19 protein-coding genes are annotated in these 18,306 nt (G+C 33.1%); all 19 read left to right on the forward strand.

What is annotated here, in order from left to right; genetic code table 11:
* Positions 1-64 precede the first annotated feature (64 nt).
* Complete coding sequence (locus D8848_RS09075) at positions 65-1,243, forward strand: hypothetical protein (protein WP_125443682.1); 1,179 nt, start codon at positions 65-67, stop codon at positions 1,241-1,243.
* A 295-nt stretch (positions 1,244-1,538) separates the two neighbouring features.
* Entirely contained in the window at positions 1,539-2,270 is a 732-nt protein-coding gene (cps4B, locus tag D8848_RS09080; protein WP_125443683.1) for a capsular polysaccharide biosynthesis protein Cps4B, read from the forward strand.
* Positions 2,271-2,503: 233 nt separating this feature from the next.
* On the forward strand, positions 2,504-3,079 hold the full coding sequence (locus D8848_RS09085; protein ID WP_125443685.1) for a sugar transferase: 576 nt from the start codon (positions 2,504-2,506) through the stop codon (positions 3,077-3,079).
* A 42-nt stretch (positions 3,080-3,121) separates the two neighbouring features.
* The gene (locus tag D8848_RS09090; RefSeq protein ID WP_125443687.1) at positions 3,122-3,826 is read left to right on the forward strand and encodes a YveK family protein; all 705 of its coding nucleotides are present in this window, start codon (positions 3,122-3,124) and stop codon (positions 3,824-3,826) included.
* A gap of 1 nt (position 3,827) precedes the next feature.
* Positions 3,828-4,481: a CpsD/CapB family tyrosine-protein kinase gene (locus D8848_RS09095; RefSeq protein WP_125443689.1), complete on the forward strand. Its 654-nt coding sequence runs from the start codon at positions 3,828-3,830 to the stop codon at positions 4,479-4,481.
* Positions 4,482-4,515: 34 nt separating this feature from the next.
* Positions 4,516-5,616, forward strand: a complete 1,101-nt coding sequence (locus tag D8848_RS09100) for an EpsG family protein (RefSeq protein WP_125443691.1) — start codon at positions 4,516-4,518, stop codon at positions 5,614-5,616.
* A 16-nt stretch (positions 5,617-5,632) separates the two neighbouring features.
* A complete protein-coding gene (locus D8848_RS09105) occupies positions 5,633-6,466 on the forward strand; it encodes a glycosyltransferase (RefSeq protein ID WP_125443693.1) in 834 nt (277 codons plus the stop codon).
* Positions 6,463-6,861: a glycerol-3-phosphate cytidylyltransferase gene (gene tagD / locus D8848_RS09110; protein ID WP_125443695.1), complete on the forward strand. Its 399-nt coding sequence runs from the start codon at positions 6,463-6,465 to the stop codon at positions 6,859-6,861. Before D8848_RS09105 ends, tagD begins: the two co-directional genes overlap by 4 nt.
* A gap of 1 nt (position 6,862) precedes the next feature.
* Positions 6,863-7,942: a glycosyltransferase gene (locus D8848_RS09115; protein ID WP_125443697.1), complete on the forward strand. Its 1,080-nt coding sequence runs from the start codon at positions 6,863-6,865 to the stop codon at positions 7,940-7,942.
* A complete protein-coding gene (locus D8848_RS09120) occupies positions 7,939-9,048 on the forward strand; it encodes a CDP-glycerol glycerophosphotransferase family protein (RefSeq protein ID WP_125443698.1) in 1,110 nt (369 codons plus the stop codon). The genes D8848_RS09115 and D8848_RS09120 overlap by 4 nt, the downstream gene beginning before the upstream one ends.
* A gap of 14 nt (positions 9,049-9,062) precedes the next feature.
* Positions 9,063-10,043: a glycosyltransferase family 2 protein gene (locus D8848_RS09125; protein WP_125443699.1), complete on the forward strand. Its 981-nt coding sequence runs from the start codon at positions 9,063-9,065 to the stop codon at positions 10,041-10,043.
* Positions 10,044-10,073: 30 nt separating this feature from the next.
* Positions 10,074-11,033, forward strand: coding sequence for a glycosyltransferase family 2 protein (locus D8848_RS09130; RefSeq protein WP_084926358.1), 960 nt, complete (start codon positions 10,074-10,076; stop codon positions 11,031-11,033).
* Between the two features lie 13 nt (positions 11,034-11,046).
* Entirely contained in the window at positions 11,047-12,021 is a 975-nt protein-coding gene (locus tag D8848_RS09135) for a glycosyltransferase family 2 protein (protein WP_084926359.1), read from the forward strand.
* Position 12,022: 1 nt separating this feature from the next.
* Positions 12,023-13,018 carry a glycosyltransferase gene (locus D8848_RS09140; protein ID WP_125443701.1) on the forward strand — a complete coding sequence of 332 codons (996 nt, stop codon included), beginning with the start codon at positions 12,023-12,025 and terminating at the stop codon, positions 13,016-13,018.
* A 5-nt stretch (positions 13,019-13,023) separates the two neighbouring features.
* Positions 13,024-13,986, forward strand: coding sequence for a capsular polysaccharide synthesis protein (locus tag D8848_RS09145; RefSeq protein ID WP_125443703.1), 963 nt, complete (start codon positions 13,024-13,026; stop codon positions 13,984-13,986).
* Entirely contained in the window at positions 13,987-15,537 is a 1,551-nt protein-coding gene (locus D8848_RS09150) for a lipopolysaccharide biosynthesis protein (protein ID WP_125443705.1), read from the forward strand.
* 12 nt (positions 15,538-15,549) lie between these two features.
* Positions 15,550-16,659: a glycosyltransferase gene (locus tag D8848_RS09155; RefSeq protein WP_125443706.1), complete on the forward strand. Its 1,110-nt coding sequence runs from the start codon at positions 15,550-15,552 to the stop codon at positions 16,657-16,659.
* Between the two features lie 642 nt (positions 16,660-17,301).
* Complete coding sequence (locus tag D8848_RS09160; RefSeq protein ID WP_000159607.1) at positions 17,302-17,475, forward strand: hypothetical protein; 174 nt, start codon at positions 17,302-17,304, stop codon at positions 17,473-17,475.
* Positions 17,472-18,251 carry a replication initiator protein A gene (locus D8848_RS09165; RefSeq protein ID WP_125444059.1) on the forward strand — a complete coding sequence of 260 codons (780 nt, stop codon included), beginning with the start codon at positions 17,472-17,474 and terminating at the stop codon, positions 18,249-18,251. The genes D8848_RS09160 and D8848_RS09165 overlap by 4 nt, the downstream gene beginning before the upstream one ends.
* Positions 18,252-18,306 lie beyond the last annotated feature (55 nt).

An 18,306-nucleotide genomic window follows, 5' to 3' on the forward strand; every position in this document is an offset into this window, starting at 1 on the left:
GCAACCTGTGGCTAGCTTCCTAGTTTGCTCTTTGATTTTCATTGAGTATTAGAAAGGAGACCTCATGACACTTCCAGTTAGAAAATCCCTGCACGATGCGGTTTTACAGGCTTCAAAAGCTGATACTTGGGAACAAGCTACCAAGGAATGGAATGAAGTTTCCTTGATTTTTAACGGTATCGGCCGTAGCAATTGCGTCTGTGGGAATGCCATCAAATACGCCTACGAACTCTTTAACGGAGTCACAGGCCAACGCCTCTTTCCAATTGGTAGCGATTGTGTTCGTCATTTTCATCGATTGTCCCTTGACCAGCAATTGGAAGAGGAAGAAAAACTACTCAGAAAGGTTGAAAATCTAACCAGAAAAGCCCAGAAAAAGGAAAAAATAAAGGTCAATAAAAGTGACTTTGACGAGCGCCTTCTAAAATGGCTCTGGGAAAAAGGTGTTTTCAAGCCTAATCGTGGTAATCAATTCTCACCTGAGAGAGACTACCAGCTTTTCCTAGAAGTCTTTCAAGGTGGCAGTTGGACCAAGGCTGAGCCTAAGAAGAAGGCTCGTATGGAGGAAGTCCTTGAAAAGTGTATCAAACCCTTTTTACTTGGAAAACCAGATGATCAACTCTACCTTGTCAAGCTAGGCAAGGAGAAAATTGACTACGAACAAGAACTCCGTATCCAGGCAGAGAAAGAGCGCAAGAAGAGGGATAAAATCGCCAAGCAATATGCAGATAATCTGGTCCTAGCCATGGGCCCAGCAGAGCGTGCCTATCAAGATTACTTTGGCTTTACGGAGACCCTGACCCAAGAAGAACGAAAGTGGGAGAAAATACTTTTTGGTAAAAATCGAACAGAACGGGCTATCAAGGCCAAACAATACCAAAAAGAGTTGGAAAAAGACCAACGAATTGCTAGTCAGGATCCAATTGAAAGAAAGCAGAAGCAGACCTGGCTCCTCAATTCCTATTTTCGTGAGCTTCCTGAAGAAAAAGCCCGATTTTCTAGGCTCTTATTAGAATATCGAAAAAGTGGTGAAGTACCCTTTTCAACCGAATATTTGTCAGAATATCTCATCGACTTTTTCTATAAAATGAAAGCTTTTGAGTTTGAAATCGCACCAGAACAAGTCCGAGACTTTTTAAAAGAAAGCCTTCGAGCAGATCATCTCTCATCAGCACAAGAAAGCTGGATAGAAGGAATTCTCCTCAACTGCATCAAACCATTTTTAGAACGATTATTGATATGAGTAACACCTACCGTGGAAATGCCATGGTAGGTGATAGTTTTAATAGTCAGTGTCATTATTATTCTCAACAGATTTATTCGAAAACAAAACACGCTTATTTATATATGCTTTGTTATACTAGATAACTTTTAAAATCTTATAAGAATAACTAGCTTATTTTAATGTTTCGTAGTATAATAACATCAGGAAAACAAACTGTATAAACCATTATTTATAGGTTATTCAAAAAGCTTATATATATGTGTTGAATTATTTATTACAGTGCCCAAAACTCTATTATATAAGGAAATATTACATGATTGATATCCACTCTCACATTGTTTTTGGTGTAGATGATGGACCAAGCACAATTGAAGAAAGCCTAGCTCTTCTGAAAGAAGCTTTTTCACAGGGAGTTCGTACAATTGTATCCACTTCACATCGTCGTAAAAATATGTTTGAAACTCCAGAAGATACAATTATGACCAACTTTAAAGAGGTTCAAGCACTTGCTAAGAAAGAACTGCCTGACTTAACTATTTTATATGGAGCTGAAATATACTTCACCCAAGATGCTCTTGACAAATTGGAAAGCAAGCAGATTCCTACTCTGAACGATACACAATATGCTTTGATTGAATTCAGTACTCATACACCCTATTGGGAAATCCGCAATGCAGTAAATAAAGTTTTATTGTTAGGTATTAGACCTGTCATTGCCCATATTGAACGCTATGCTGAACTAGAAAAAAATGAAAAAAGAGTTAAAGAGCTGATAGATATGGGATGTTATACTCAAATAAATAGTTCAAGCGTTCTTAAGCCTAAAATATTCGGGGATAAGTATCGCTTACTCAAAAAAAGAGCTCAGTATTTTCTATCCTATAATCTAGTTCACTGTGTGGCTAGCGATATGCATAATCTAAGCTCAAGACCACCATATATGAAGCAAGCATTTGACGCGATTAGTCATCAGTATGGAAAGGAAAGAGCAGAAGAATTATTTTTAGTGAATCCTCAGTTGATTATATCGAACAAAAATATTTAGCAACATTTAATCAAGGTGTATTTCCTGTGTTTTAATCAGTAAGCTTGAAAATCTTATTTTTTTATGTTATATTGAACTGTATGATTTAATTCTTGGTAAATATACATATTTTTACTAGTTCTAACTTTTTTATACTTGGAACTATATATATATATATATATATGCATCAACGTAGTGAGTGGCGCACGCATATATATGCGTGCGCCTTAGTTTTTTCTAGGAGAATGATGCTTATGTATAGGAGAATTAAGAGAATTATAGGTCTTCTAATTTCTATACCCTCATTACTATTAATTATCCCGATTTGTTTAATAGCATGTATCTTTATTGTAATCGAATCAAGTGGTAATCCTATTTACATACAAGAACGAATTGGTTTAAATGGACGAAGGTTTTCAATTTATAAACTCCGCTCCATGTATCAAGATGCTGAAAAGAACGGTCATAAATGGGCGAGCAAAAATGATACACGCATTACAAAAGTTGGACGTTTTATTCGTAAAACACGAATTGATGAATTACCACAAATTATCAATGTGATTAAAGGTGAGATGTCCATTATTGGGCCGCGACCAGAAAGACCAGAGTTTATCAATGAATTTTTGAAAGATATCCCTAATTTTAATGAACGTTTAGCTGTTCGCCCAGGAATTACAGGTTGGGCTCAAGTAAATGGTGGTTATGAATTAACTCCTAAAGATAAATTAGTCTACGATATATTCTATATCAATCACGAAAGTATCAAGTTAGATTTTCTTATACTTTTAAAAACAATTAAAGTGATGGTTACCGGGAACGGATCTAGGTAGTTCTAAGAAAGAAAAAATAAATAAAAGGAAACAAACAATAATATGACTATTTTTAATAAAAATATTAATAGAGTTTTTTCTTTGATAAAAAGCAAACTACTATTTTTACTTCTATTTACTATAGTAGGGACGACAGCAGTTGGTCTATATACTGTTTTTATCATTTCTCCTATATACAGTGTATCCTCTAAGCTCATAATGAAGAACACTTCAAGTCAAACAAATGGGCAAAATAATGATGCGCAAACGATTGAAGCTATAAACCTCTTTCAAAGACAAGCTAAGACTTATTTAGAGATAGCAGATCTTCCCCCTGTAAAAGATGAGACCAATAAAGCATTAAGCTTATCACCAGATGAAATTTCAAAAATCAAGTCTGTTAAATTAACAAATGACTCAGGTTCTCAGTTGGTCACAATAACAGTTAGAGGACTAGATCGAAATTTAGCAGAACGTTATATTAAAGAGTATGTGTCTCAGTACAAGAAATTTACAGCAGATAGATTAGGGCGCGACAACTTGTCAGTTGTTACAGAAGCACTGGGAAGTGATTCTCCAGTTTATCCCGTTCTATGGAAGAATCTTCTTGTATCTATTCTAGTATTTTCTTTTGTAGGATTTAATGTTATTTTCATCAAATATCTATTGAGTGATTCGATTGATTCTTACGAAGACTTGGAAGAGTTAGTGGGAACACCTGTTCTCGGGATGATTCCGACTATAGAGAGAAAGAGAAGAGGTGAGTGACATGCATATCGAAGTTATTCATAACAGTAAATCCATCGTAGCTGAGTCCTTTAGAACTTTAAGGAGTAATCTTCAGTTCTCAGAATTTGGAAAAAATATTAAAATCATTGTCGTTACAAGTGCCAATCCCAATGAAGGAAAGAGTGAAGTCAGTATCAATCTTGCTGCCTCTTTGGCCCAACAGGGGAAAAGAGTGATTATCATAGACGCGGATATGCGCAAACCAACTCAACATAAATTAACAGAGCTAAATAACACTGAAGGACTCAGCACTTTTTTATTAAAGAAGTCAGGAGTAGATTCCATTAATCATTTGACGATAAATGATGTGAATTTAGATGTACTGACTTCAGGACCTGTTCCGCCTAATCCTTCTGAGATGTTAGCTAGTTCTTCTATGGATGAAACACTTAAAGCATTTGAGGATTTTTATGACTATGTCATTATCGATACACCTCCATTGCTAGCAGCAACGGATGCCCAAGTTTTAGCCAGTATTTCGGATGCTACCCTTCTTGTTGTAGATATAAAGAAATCAAAACGTCGACAAATCACTGAAGCAAAACGTAGATTAGATCATGTTGGAGCTAGACTACTTGGTGTGATAATGAATAAAATAGATTCACATAAAGACACCTATTACTACTATTATTAAAATAACTATTTGAAAGGCTAAGGATAAAGAAAAAATGACAATCTATCTTTTAATGTTCGTCTATATCTCTTTCCTTGCCTTTTTCTCATTAAAATATGAGGATAAAGCAAAAGAGTTAGGTTTCCTTGTTCTTCCGACTTTTTTCTTTTTTTTAATCATTGCAGGTTTTCGTACTTCTAGTGTAGGTGGAGATTTAGGAACTTATATCCATATTTTTGAATCGAATCATTTACAACTTCCGGATTTACCAAATCTATTTCGTTCTCGATTTGAACTTGGTTATTTAGTAAGTAACATTTTTCTAAGAAACTTTAGTGTTCACTATCCATTTTTATTATTTGCCTATGCCTTTATAACTTTAGTTGCCTGGTTTCTTGTGCTTTATAAGCATTCTAAAAATGTTTACATGAGTTTACTGATTTACTTCAGCTCGTTAGGACTCTTTTTTTATTCTTTATCAAATATCAGGCAAGGTCTGGCGATCGCTTTAAGTTTTTTAGGATTTCATTACTTAGTAAAAAACAAGAAGATTTTAGCATGGGTATTTATCTTACTAACTCCCTTATTTCATACATCTGGTATCGTCTGCCTCTTGTTTTTCCCCCTTAAAAAAATCGTTTTAAATAAAAGAACATACCAGTTTGTGTTCATTTTATTTCTAATCATCTTACCTTTTATCAAACAAATTGCAACTATCTTTATTTCTTTCTTTCCTCAGTATACTTCCTATCTGGAATCATCATGGTTTTTGGAAAGCAATAAATGGGCACCTGTATTTTTAACAATTTGGTATGGGATAGTTCTGCTTTTGGGAGAACTAGTGATTAGAAAGAAAAAATTATCGACTGAAGAAGAATTTATAAGAACTTTGTTCTTTATCTCCTTTTTATTTACTGCGTCAACTTTGCAAACAAGTCTTTTTGGCAGATTCGCACACTATTTTACCCCCTTTATTTGCCTATATATCCCTATGATTTTATCTAAAATAGGTGACAAAAAAGTTCAATGGATTTTATTTTATTTGATGATATTGGTTTACGCTTCAATCTTTCTAGTCATTGTTTATTTTAAAGCTGACTGGTACCATGTCGTTCCCTACCGTTCAGTTATTGTAGATTGGTTATTTGGAAATTAGGTTTAGGAGTTATAAAATGAAATTTTCAGTTCTAACGACAGTCTATAAAAAAGAGACTCCTACAAATTTAAGGAAAAGTTTACTAAGTTCTTATCAGCAGACCCTTAAACCGACAGAAATCATTTTAGTTTGTGATGGCGAATTGACTGAAGAGTTAGAAATAGAAATCCAAAAGTTGCAGAGAGAGATTCCGATTTTAAAAGTTTTTCATTTACCTGAAAATTTAGGCTCAGGACCAGCCTCTCTCTTTGGAGTCAATCAATGCCAAACAGAATTCATTGCAAGAATGGACAGTGATGATTATTCTCTAGAAACAAGATTTGAGAAGCAATTAGCAGCCTTTGAAAAAAATCCCAACCTCATCATGGTTGGTTCCAATATCCTAGAGAAAAATACAGAGTTTACCGCCTTAAAGAAAGTACCAGAAACTACAGCCGAAATTCGTCAATATTCGAAAATGAGAAATCCCTTTAATAATCCATCGAGTATGATGAAAAAAAAATATATCTTGAAGGCTGGTAATTATCGTAAGTTCCGCTATCTAGAGGATTATGACCTCACAATGAGATTGTTACACGATAATCCAACCAAGGATTTTTTGAATATCCAGGATCCCTTGGTTGTCATGCAGACTAACGATTCTAGCTATCTGCGTAGAGGCGGTTTCTTGTATGTAAAGACGGACTTTATGCTCCAATTAGATTTTTATCGTAGAAGAGACATTAGTCTAGTAGAATTTCTGAGAAATATTTTCCTTCGTAATGCGGTTCGAATTCTTCCGAATTCAGTTAGGAAATGGGTCTATCAGAAAAAAATGAGAGAAGATGTAGAGGTGATTAGGAAGATATGAAGAGAGTCATTACATACGGAACATTTGATTTATTGCATTACGGTCATATTAATCTCTTAAAAAGGGCAAAAGCCTTGGGAGATTATCTGATTGTAGGATTATCCACCAATGAATTTAATAGACTAGAAAAAAATAAAGAATGTTATTTTGATTACGAAGAAAGAAAATCGCTATTAGAGGCTATCAGATATGTGGATCTCGTTATACCAGAAGAAAATTGGGATCAAAAAATCTCAGACATCGAAAAGTATCATGCTGATGTGTTTGTCATAGGAGATGATTGGCAGGGTAAGTTTGATTATTTAAGTGATTTGGGAATAGAAGTTGTTTACCTACCACGAACAAAAGAAATTTCAACCTCTAAGATAAAGAATGATTTGAATCAAGGAAACTAGAATGAAATATCAAGTCATACATGTAACAGGTGGTGTAAGGAATACCATGAGCGGGGTACAAAGTTTCATCAAAAATCATATCCCAACTGATGATCAAGAGTTTGAATATATGGTGGGCGAATCAAATGGTGACGCTCATTTCCCATTTAATCAATACCTAGATAAAAAAGAAATCAAACGCATTGTATTTCCAGCTCTAAAGATCTCTAAACTATTTGCCTATGCGAGAGAGTGCCGACACTTTTATGAAACGAATAAAATTGACATTCTCCATGTTCATAATCCTATAACCGCTTTTATACATAATTACTATGCTCAAAAAAATGGTGTTTTCGTGAGGATTTACCACAATCATAGTAGCCAATTTTCAGATACTTGGTTAAAAAGTATTCGTAATCGATTTTTGGTCTTTTTAGCCTTAAAAAATGCGACCCATCGAATCTCTTGTGGCCAATTAGCTGGACTGAAAATATTTGGAAAGAAATCCTTTCAAATCCTTCCAAATGCAATTGACATCGATAAGTATCGCTTTTCTCCGATTTTTAGAGAAGAAATCCGCAAAGAGTTTCATATAGCTGAACATCAAAAAGTAGTAGGGATGATTGGCATTTTAAATCCTTTCAAGAATCAGAGTTTTTTGATTGAAGTTGCTAAAGAATTACCTGACGTTACCTTTGTCTTTGTTGGTGAAGGTCCAGATCGTGCCATTTTAGAAGAAAACAGCAAGGAATTGAAGAATATCATCTTTACAGGAAAAAGAGAAGATGTTCATAAATTTTATTCAGCCTTTGATATCTTTGCCTTTCCTTCTTTGTATGAAGGTTTCCCAATCGTGCTGGTAGAGGCTCAGTGTTCTGGAGTCGATATTCTCATGAATGAAACGATTGATCCAACAACTCAGATCGTTAGTGAACTTTGCACAGCCATGCCTCTAGATAAGGCTAAATGGGTAAACTACATAAAAAAGGCGCCTATCAAGAAGAAACAACGACAGCTAAATGAACACCTAAAGCAGTTTGATATTGAAGAAAATGTTCAAAATTTAAAAGAAATTTATAAGCAAGGTTTAAAAAGAGAATGATCAACTATTTAAAACCCTTACTGTTCAAAGTAAGTGATTTTACTTATAAAATAAATAAAATGATTCCCAAGAAAAGGAACAGAATTGTTCTCTATTCTAATTGGGGGTTCAGAGATAATCTTAGAACACTTTATCACTATTTAGTGGATAATGACTATCAGGAAACATATGAGATCGTTTGTGCTTCAAATGATTTTTATCATTTAGAAAAAGAGAATGATATAAAGTATGTTTCAATTTATCGAGGTTTCTTTTATTTTTTAACATCTAAATATTTTTTCTATTCTTTTGGCAAGTATCCTGTAAAGCCTGCTTCAAAGCAGATGGTTGTCAACTTGTGGCATGGAATGCCCTTGAAAAAAATTGGCAATCTTGAAGTTGGCATGGAAAAGATTGACTATAATTTCTTTACAAAATTAGTCTCTTCTTCAGATTTATTTACTCCAATTATGAAAGCAGCCTTTAATGCTAAAGACGAGCAGATGCTTCTTGTTGGTAATATTCGAAATGATGAACTCTTTAAAGAGAAAGAAGAGAAGAAAATTATCTGGATGCCAACCTACCGTAATTCTAAAAACTATCATGATAGCCAAGCAGCATTGATTTTTTCATTAGAAGAAGAGGATTTTAAAAACATTGAAGAACTACTCTCAAACTATGGCTATCAACTTTATATTAAACTCCATCCTCTTGAGGAATCTCAGTTGAAATTTGAAATGAATGCTTCGACGATTCATCTATTGACAGAAGATATCATTAGTGAGCAATATGGGACTTTATATACCTTTTTAGGAACAACCAGTGCATTGATTACAGATTATTCTTCAGTATTTTTAGATTATTATTTATTAAATAGGCCAGTTGCATTTACCATTAATGATTATGAGGAATACAAAGAAAAACGAGGTTTTGTATTTGAAGATGTGAAGAGTTTAATGGTGGGTAGTGTCATTCGTGATTCGCATGATTTATTAGACTTTCTAGAAAGTGTCATGAAATCTGAAGATCCTTATATTGACGAACGAAAAAAAGTTAATAACAAGGTTAATGCTATTCAAAAAGATTTTACAAAGACACTTTTGGATGAAATTGGATTAAGAAAATAAGGTTAGGATAAAGAATGATTAGTGTAATCGTACCCGTTTATAATGTAGAAACTTATCTGGAAGAATGTTTGGAAAGCATTCAAAACCAGACCTACACAGACCTTGAAGTCATTTTAGTCAATGATGGTTCAACAGATGGATCAAAAGCTATTTGTGAACGTTATTGTAAAGAGAATCGTCGCTTTCACTTGTTGAATCAAGAAAATCAAGGATTGAGCGCTGCACGAAATACTGGTGTAGCAGCTTCAAGAGGAGAGTTTATTGTATTTGTGGATAGTGATGACATGATTCTAGCGAACTATTTAGAAACCTTAATGCACTATATGCGTGAAGACGTAGATATTGTGGAAAGTCAGTTTACCGTATCTAACGAGGAATTTCTTGCTAAAAGTTTTAAAGAACCAAGTATTCTATTCGAAGGGAACTCTCAAGAAGCAGTAAAAATTTTCACTAAACATGTTTTAAATGTTAATGCAGTTACAAAACTTTATAGAAGATCAATTGTTGAAGCTGTTCCTTATATAGATGGGGTGATTTTTGAAGATGTTTATTGTGGAATTGGAATGTTAAAATATATTCGAAAAATCATTAAAATTGATTATAAAGGTTATTATTATCGACAACGTCAAGCTAGTATCATGCACCGAACCTTTACTCCTAAAAATTTAGATATCTTTACAGTAAGTGACAAACTATTAGAGATGTATTCTGATAGGGAAGAACTTCTTCCTTATATTGCCAGTTTCCTAGTTCATTTAGCTACAATGCATTATCAAGATTATATTCGAAAAGGAAATCCATATGCAAAAGTCTATAATCAAAAATTAGCAGAGTATGTAGCTATAACGAAGAAAAATCCTGAGGTTGCCAAAAGTTCGCGTATGATTAGACTTTATAATCTGTGCCCAAGATACTATAACACCATCCTATTTCCCTTCTATCACTTTATGTGGAAATGGAAAAATGGCATTAAGGACGATAAGATAGAAGAATGAAGAAATAGCATTCAAGAGGGAAAAAGGAAAATGATTAGTATAATCGTTCCAGTTTATAACGTGGAAGAATATCTGGAAGAATGTCTAGAAAGTATTCGAAAGCAAACCTATCAAGATATAGAAGTCATTTTAGTCAATGATGGTTCTACAGATGGCTCACAAGCGATTTGTGAGCGTTATTGCCAAATGGATAAGCGTTTCCGATTGATCAATCAAAAAAACCAAGGTCAAAGCGTAGCCAGAAATCGTGGTGTGAAAGAATCCCTTGGCGAATACATCATGTTTGTCGATAGTGATGATGTTGTAAGTCTTGGTCTGTTAGAACAACTAATGAAGTATATGTCTGATGGAATTGATATTGTAGAATGTAATATAACCGAGGATATTCATTGTTTAAATTCCGAAGGAAAAGAAATTGGTGTTAAAGAATTAGATTCAAATGAAGCCTTATATGAATGTTTTAATCATGGAGTAAGTTGGAGTCCAGTCGCAAAACTCTATCGTCGTGAAATAGTGGAGAAAGTTCCGTTTTTAGAAAATTTAATTTATGAAGATTTTTATACTGGAATCGTCTCTTTAAAATATATTCATAAAATGAGAAAAATTAACTATATTGGTTATTATTATCGATATCATACTTCTAGTACGATGAATCAGAAATATTCAGAAAAGAATCTTGATATTTTTAAAGTTGGCGAAAAATTATTAGAGGAATTTAGAGAAGATAATTGGTTACCTTATGTAGGGAATATGTTATTTTTAGTCGGTATTGGACATTTTAAAAAGTATAACATAAGAGTTGGACATCCATATTATCAGTTATATATTGATGAGATTAATAAATATGCCAAAATAGCTAAGAAATCATCAGATATTTTCAATTCTAGTAAACTATTAAGATGGTATAGTTATTCATCAAAATATTTTTTTAGTTTATATTATCCTCTGTATTTAAGATATTTAGACATTCGAAAAAAATGGAAAATTTAATAGGAGCCTATTTATGATTAGTGTCATTGTACCTGTTTATAATGTTGAAGAGTATCTGGAAGAATGTTTAAATAGTATTCAACATCAAACTTATACCGATATAGAAGTGATCCTAGTCAATGATGGTTCAAGAGATGGCTCAAAAGAAATTTGTGAGCGCTATTGTCAACAAGATTCTCGTTTTCACTTAATCAATCAAGAAAATAAAGGATTAAGTGGCGCTCGTAATCGTGGTATGACTGAATCTAAAGGCGAATTGATCACTTTTGTAGACAGTGATGATGTTCTTAAAGAAGATATGTTGGAACAATTGATAAAACAGGTTACCTCAGATGATATTGATATTGTAGAGTGTTGGTATACGAATGATCAAGAAGAATTAGCAATACCTTCACCAGAAAATGTAAAAATTATTTTTCAAGGAAATGCCCAAGAAGCTTTAGTCTCTTTATGTAAAGATAATATTGTCCGTTTGAATGCAGTTGCTAAACTTTTTCGAAGACAAGTGATTGTCAATTTTCCATTTTTAGAAGGTTTATTTTATGAAGATGTGTATGGCGGAATGGGAATCTTAAAACAGATACATAAAATGGTAAAAATTGATTATATAGGATACTATTATCGCGTGCGTTCTGGTAGTATTATGAATCGCGAATTTAGTTTGAAAAATTTGGATTTGTTTACGATTTGTGATAAAGTGGAGCAACTATATGAAGGAAATGCTGACTCACTCCCATACGTACAACGTCGCTTATTCCATTTAGTTTTGATGCACCTTGTCGACTATCGTATATTTGAGGGAAATCCCTATCAAGAAAAATATGTCGAGTACCTGAATCGTTACGCTAAAAGTTCAAGTCGCTCATTTTTAATGAGAGCCTATCGATTATTCCCTCAAAAGATTGTCTTCATTTCAAGAGTTGTTGGAGCCATTCAATGGAGATTTGAAAAATATATTGTAAAAAGATTTTGGAGAGGGTTGAAGTAGTATGAATTATTACTTAAAAGAATTTTACGCAGAAGCCAAACATGCAGGATCTAAAGCAAGATTAGATGCTGAAAAAATAATGCTAGAAGCAGGATATCAACCTTTTTCCCTAAATAATGATTCAAATCCCATCACTTTGACAAAAAATGATGTGTTAGTTCTTCAATTTCCGTTATTATGGGATTCCTTAAAAAAACAAATTTTAACGAGATTTTTGAAAAATAGAACATTCAAAGCTTATTTGCTGATTCACGATATCGAGTCCCTGAGAAACAAAACAATCAAGTCATTTAAAGATTTCAAGTACTCTATTATCCATTTTTTACAAAATAAAACAGTACTGGAAAAAGTAGATGGTATTATTGCTCATAATGATAAGATGAAAGCAGAACTGGTACGATTAGGAATACCGGAAGAGAAGATTGTTTCCTTAGAGATATTTGACTATTTGATTCCACATTATAAAGAGAAGAAAGCTTATGAAAAAGAAACTATTTTGTTAGCTGGAAATTTCGATATTCGGAAAACAAAATACGCAAGACAATTACCTGAAAAACCAGATTTTTCTATTTATGGCATTAACTTTGAAGAGGAGAATCTTCCTCACAACGTTCATTATCAAGGTGCTTTTTCTCCTGATGAACTCCCTAATCGCTTACATGGCGGCTTTGGGTTAGTCTGGGACGGAGATAGTCCTCATACTTGTAGTGGGATGTATGGAGAGTATTTAAAGATGAATAACCCACATAAAGCTTCTCTATATTTAGCATCTGGTTTTCCGATTATTGTATGGAGCCAATCTGCCTTGGCTGATTTTGTACGGAAAAATCAATGTGGAATCATTGTTGATTCATTATTTGAAATTGCAGATTGTTTAAACTCGATTGATGAAGAAGATTATCAAGAATTGATTAAAAATAGTAAAATAGTAGGAGAGAAACTTCTTAACGGATATTTTCTAAAAACAGCTTTAGAAAAATGTGAAAGGAATTTGTAGAGTTTATGAAACTGCAAACCTTACAAAAAAAAATGGCTCGCTATCGTCAAATTTTAAAATATTATGGCCTTAAACTAACATGTGTTTACTTTCTTGCACAAAAATCTGACAAGATGTTTTATGATTTTCGTAGAAAGATTCTTTTGGATTTTGTACTGAAATTACGAAAAGAAGCTCAACTAGTTGATTCGAGTGATAAAAAAGAAGAAGTAGTAACGGAATTTCCAAAAATGATTTGGACAATGTGGCAACAGGGAGAAGCGCAAATACCTGAGACGGTCGAGACTTCAATGAAGACCATAAAAGACTTCGCCAAAAGAAATGACTGTAAATTCTATTTGTTGACAGATGAAAATCTGGCGGATTTCATCAATATTCCATCAGACATCACCGACAAATACAAGAAAAAAAAATTATCAGCTGCGCATTATTCCGATATTATTCGTTTTAGTCTCTTATACAAATACGGTGGAATTTGGATGGATGCAACCTTATTTGTATCTCCCTATGCAACTTTAGAAATGTTTGAAGGTGATTTCTTTACTCTGAATCATCCACCTATAGGAACAAATCAAATGGAACGAACTGTTGGTGACTTTAAATGGGCAGGTTTCTTTCTAGCAGGAAAAAAAGGAAAGCCTTATTTTAAACATATTCGGGATTTATATCTTTACTATGTTCGTAAATATCCAGTCTTTATTCATTACCTGATGATGGATTATTTTATTTTGTCCGAATATAAGTGCAATCCTTATTTTGAAAACTTAGTGGATAGATTACCTATTCTAGCACCAGCTGAGCGTGTTTGGTTTTTAAGAGACCATGCCCATGATCTTTTTGATGAAAAAGAATGGGAAGAAGTATTAAAAACAACACCGATTATGAAAACGACTTATAAAATCAAGAAAGAAGAAGTCCTTCCAGGAAGTTATCTCGATCAACTTTTACAAGGAAAATTAAAGGAATAGATGAAATACACGAAAAAAAGTAGAACCGAATTTGCCACCTTAAATACGAGTATTGCTCTGGCATTGCAACCTTTTCAAGTCCTTCTTGGCTTTATCAATCGAACTATTTTTATCAATTTACTTGGGGTAACCTATCTAGGATTAAACAATTATTTGTCTAGCTTAGTTTCCATTCTGTCTTTGGCAGAATTAGGGGTTGCTGGAGCCATGAGCTATGCACTATATGGACCCTTAGACAGAGAAGAACATGGAAAAATCAATGCCTTTATGATTCTCTTCAAAAAATTATATAGAATCATTGGCTTTTCTATTTTTATACTGGGCGCTATACTTTCTTTATTTCTTCCTTATATGATAAAGGATTATACGGTAAATAGTGAAGTATATTTGATCTTTTTCCTCTTTGTATTTAACTCAGCTTCCAGCTATTTTTTCTCCTATAAACGAACCTTGCTTTATGTTGATCAGCGTAATTATATGATGACTTTGATTGACTTTGGATTAAATACGCTTCGCGTATGCTTGCAAATCGGAATTTTAGTCTTTACCAAAAATTATATCTTTTATCTATTGATCAGTATCATCATGAATTTTATAGGGAATATCATCATGTCGCGTATTGTAGATAGATTGTATGGTTACTTGTTTAAGAATGAGATAACACCCATTAATCAGGAGGAAAAAGGAAAATTTATCCGAAATATCAAAGGCAATGTAGTGAGTAGCATTGGAGAAACTATTGTTTTTCAAACAGATAGTATACTAATGGCAAGTTTTGTCAGCTTAGCAGCTATTGGTATTTATGGGAATTATACCTATGTTTTAGGATTTCTTTCACTGGTTTTAAATACTGCGATCAATTCAGTTGTTTCTTCCGTAGGTAACTTAGTCCATTCGGAATCTACGACAGTAGCAGATACGGTTAAATTCCTAAAAAAATACCAATTTATTGCTTTTAGCCTGATTTATTTTGCTAGCTTAGGCTATTTAATGTTCATTCATCCATTTATGACCATCTGGTTAGGGGAAAATTTTTCATTTAATCGTACTGTTGAAATTTTGATTGTCCTTCATTTTTTTCTAACTTTTTATAGAAGACCGATTCTAGTGTTGATTTCAGTCTATGGCTTAAGTTATGAACAAAATAAAAAAGTTATCGTTGAGATTTTATTAAATATTTCCCTTTCACTCTACTTTTTAGCGATTTTAGATTTAGGGGTATCTGGAATTTTATTAGGTACGATTTGTTCAACAGTCTTGACCTGTACATGGTATGAACCCTATAGCGCCTTTAAGTATGGATTGAAAGCTTCCTCAAAGGACTTTTTTAAAACATTGTTACAAGATTTCATTGTCGCAGGGATAAGCTTTCTACTTTTGAGTTTACTGGATAACTTACTCTCAACTCAGCTAGATTTCATTTTCGGTTTGATCATCAAAATCGTCCTTTATTTGATAGTATTGGGCAGCTATATTTTCCTATTTAGAAATCATGAAGGTGGTAGACAAATCATTTTGATGATTCAAAAAATATTAAAGTTGAAAAAATAAGGTGGTAAAAATATGAAACGAATATTAGTTTGTGGTTTAGTTCCAGATATCGGTGGACTAGAAAAAATTATTGTAGATTTTTATAATCATATTGATACCTCTGAATTTGAACTGGAATTTTTACTACAAGGTCCTGAAAACGTTGAATTTAGTGATCATTTTAAGAAGCTTTGTCACAATCCTCTCGTCGTGCATAGAATTCCTAAGTTAAGACCCCATATCAAGCAAGCCTTAAAAGAATGGGATGATTTTTTTAAGGAGAATGCTCATCGTTATGATGTTTTATGGTCCAATCAAAATGGATTGACTCATCTAGAATTTTTAAAATTAGCAAAGAAATATGGGATAGAAAAAAGAATAGTACATGGACATTGTGCTACAGCTGATAAATTTTATCGTTTTATTCATCCAATTAATCGACTTTTTGTCGGAAAATATGCAACAGATTTTTGGGCATGTGGAACAGAAGCTTTGAACCATTTTTATCATGGTCAAGAACGAGATAAAGCTTTAGTGATTCCTAATGCTATTGAGGTAGAAAAGTTTTTATATAATCAAGAAATGCAAGCCCAACTTCGAAAGGAATACCATATTCCAGAAGATTGTTTCGTCGTAGGACAAGTTTCTCGTCTATATGAAAAACAAAAAAATCAAAGTTTTTGCGTGAAGGTTTTTTCTGAAATCGTCAAAAAAGAACCAAATTCTCGTCTAGTATTTATCGGAAGAGGAGATACTGCGTTTTTAGAAAATTTGGCAAAAGAATATGGAATAGCAGATAAAGTTATTTTCACAGGCTTGACCACTAATGTCGGAAAAATGCTAAATCTTCTTGATGTTTTCTTTTTCCCATCAAATTTTGAGGGATTACCGATTGTACTTATTGAAGCGCAAGCCAATGGATTACCTGTTGTAACAGCAAAGCATTTACCAGACGCAAGGATACTAAATAACTATGATAACAGTCTGTCTTTGAATGATTCTCTTGAGGAATGGGCAGATAAGATTTTGTCAGTCAGAAATCATCGAGAGCTTGATACAGAAAAGGTGAAACAGCTGATAGATGAAAACGGGTACGAGATTGAATCAGCAACCAAACAGTTGGAGAAATTATTTGATGAGTAATAAAAAAGTTGATGGAGAGGACAAACATGTCTTCTCTAATTTCATTTCAATCCGACCATTATCCGGTAGTTTCATAAATAAAATTAGGTATGTTCTAATAGTACTTCTAAAATATATTTCATAAAAATATATTTTGATTATTTTATCAGATGATTAATTAACTTAATTGAATGCAATACGACTAATTTTATATTTAATAATCTCATGGATTAGAGATAGGTATTTGCTAAAAATTAATATATTAAAAAATGAGATTGCATTCAATTTTCCTTAATAANGTAGCTTTTCTAGACAAAAGCTTATGCAAAAAAGAATAATTTATGATAGAATAGAAGGCAAGAAAGAAAACGTTTTTACAATTTTTTCAATCCGAAGGAGATATATTATGGCTACAATTCAATGGTTGGTCTAGAAGAATTAAAATAATAAAACATTGTGAAGTAGAATAAATGCTTAAAACCCTTGAATTTCAAGGGTTTTTGTGAGTACAGATTTTTATTTTTTACATTGTTATAAGTGCTTGATTGAGCAATAATCATCAATAAAAACATTTTTTTGGTGTTGAGTTTGGTGTTCAAATATTTATTATGTTACGGAAAGGAATTTCACAATCTTTCCGTTTTTTTATTTTCTGGAGGAAAAATGACAAAAGAATTACAATCATCACGCTATATTGTCATTTCATTTTTAGTACGTGAAATGGGAATTGACATTGTTGAAGCCATATCTCTTATGGCTGAATTAGAAAAAAGTGGCTTGGTTCGATTGGAATCAAGTGGAGATTTAATACTCAAAGAACTTGGAGGAGCGCTATGAAACGAATTACCGCAAATCAATACCAAACTTCAGAACGGTACTATAAATTACCTAAAATTCTTTTTGAGGATGAGAAATATATGGATATGAAACTAGAAGTAAAGGTGGCTTATTCTATTTTAAAAGATCGTTTAGAATTATCTCTCAGTCGTGGTTGGATAGATGAAGAAGGGGCGGTCTATTTAGTATTTTCTAATTCTAAACTGATGAAGCTGTTAGGTTGTTCTAAGTCAAAATTATTGTCCATCAAAAAGATTCTTAAAGAATATGACTTAATTGATGAAGTTCAACAGTCTTCAAGTGAGAAGGGGAGACTTGCTAATAAGATTTATTTAGGGGAGTTATCTTCTACCCCAGTAGTTAATTCTGACAGGCCTGGTGTTAAAAAAAGACTAGGGCAGGTTGAAAATGAAACGGCCCCCGTCTTACATTCAGCCCCTAGTGAGACTGAAGTTAGTGAGACTAAATATAGTGAGACTGATTCATTATTTATTGAGGATGAGGAGGAGAGGAATACTCAACCTATCTTGAGAAGAAAAGTAGAAAAGGTCACAAAATACGATCGAGATTATATTTGGGGATTGGTACAAGATCAATTTAGACGAGAAGGTTTTTCTGAAACAGCCAGTGAAATTGCTATGACTGATTTTGAGAGAATCTATCAATATGCTCTTGACAATGTTCGCTTTGTTAGACGAGCGGAAGTACTTGCTGAATTTGTATTTAACGGCTTGTATTCTGTTTGGAATAACCGTGTTAGAAAAGGAGGTGGTTAAATGTCGCCAATCGAGTGGATATTAGTTATGCTTATTGTCATTTCAAGTGGAGTGA

The sequence above is a fragment of the Streptococcus mitis genome, assembly GCF_003942775.1.
GTDB classification, from domain to species: Bacteria; Bacillota; Bacilli; order Lactobacillales; family Streptococcaceae; genus Streptococcus; species Streptococcus mitis_CN.

Excerpts from the sequence above, each read along its gene's own strand:
- D8848_RS09155 (WP_125443706.1), top strand. The coding sequence starts at position 15,550 with ATGAAACGAATATTAGTTTGTGGTTTAGTTCCAGATATCGGTGGACTA.
- D8848_RS09160 (WP_000159607.1), top strand. The coding sequence starts at position 17,302 with ATGACAAAAGAATTACAATCATCACGCTATATTGTCATTTCATTTTTA.
- cps4B (WP_125443683.1), top strand. The coding sequence starts at position 1,539 with ATGATTGATATCCACTCTCACATTGTTTTTGGTGTAGATGATGGACCA.
- D8848_RS09165 (WP_125444059.1), top strand. The coding sequence starts at position 17,472 with ATGAAACGAATTACCGCAAATCAATACCAAACTTCAGAACGGTACTAT.
- D8848_RS09090 (WP_125443687.1), top strand. The coding sequence starts at position 3,122 with ATGACTATTTTTAATAAAAATATTAATAGAGTTTTTTCTTTGATAAAA.
- tagD (WP_125443695.1), top strand. The coding sequence starts at position 6,463 with ATGAAGAGAGTCATTACATACGGAACATTTGATTTATTGCATTACGGT.
- D8848_RS09130 (WP_084926358.1), top strand. The coding sequence starts at position 10,074 with ATGATTAGTATAATCGTTCCAGTTTATAACGTGGAAGAATATCTGGAA.
- D8848_RS09145 (WP_125443703.1), top strand. The coding sequence starts at position 13,024 with ATGAAACTGCAAACCTTACAAAAAAAAATGGCTCGCTATCGTCAAATT.
- D8848_RS09140 (WP_125443701.1), top strand. The coding sequence starts at position 12,023 with ATGAATTATTACTTAAAAGAATTTTACGCAGAAGCCAAACATGCAGGA.
- D8848_RS09120 (WP_125443698.1), top strand. The coding sequence starts at position 7,939 with ATGATCAACTATTTAAAACCCTTACTGTTCAAAGTAAGTGATTTTACT.
- D8848_RS09075 (WP_125443682.1), top strand. The coding sequence starts at position 65 with ATGACACTTCCAGTTAGAAAATCCCTGCACGATGCGGTTTTACAGGCT.
- D8848_RS09125 (WP_125443699.1), top strand. The coding sequence starts at position 9,063 with ATGATTAGTGTAATCGTACCCGTTTATAATGTAGAAACTTATCTGGAA.
- D8848_RS09135 (WP_084926359.1), top strand. The coding sequence starts at position 11,047 with ATGATTAGTGTCATTGTACCTGTTTATAATGTTGAAGAGTATCTGGAA.
- D8848_RS09105 (WP_125443693.1), top strand. The coding sequence starts at position 5,633 with ATGAAATTTTCAGTTCTAACGACAGTCTATAAAAAAGAGACTCCTACA.
- D8848_RS09085 (WP_125443685.1), top strand. The coding sequence starts at position 2,504 with ATGTATAGGAGAATTAAGAGAATTATAGGTCTTCTAATTTCTATACCC.
- D8848_RS09115 (WP_125443697.1), top strand. The coding sequence starts at position 6,863 with ATGAAATATCAAGTCATACATGTAACAGGTGGTGTAAGGAATACCATG.
- D8848_RS09100 (WP_125443691.1), top strand. The coding sequence starts at position 4,516 with ATGACAATCTATCTTTTAATGTTCGTCTATATCTCTTTCCTTGCCTTT.
- D8848_RS09095 (WP_125443689.1), top strand. The coding sequence starts at position 3,828 with ATGCATATCGAAGTTATTCATAACAGTAAATCCATCGTAGCTGAGTCC.
- D8848_RS09150 (WP_125443705.1), top strand. The coding sequence starts at position 13,987 with ATGAAATACACGAAAAAAAGTAGAACCGAATTTGCCACCTTAAATACG.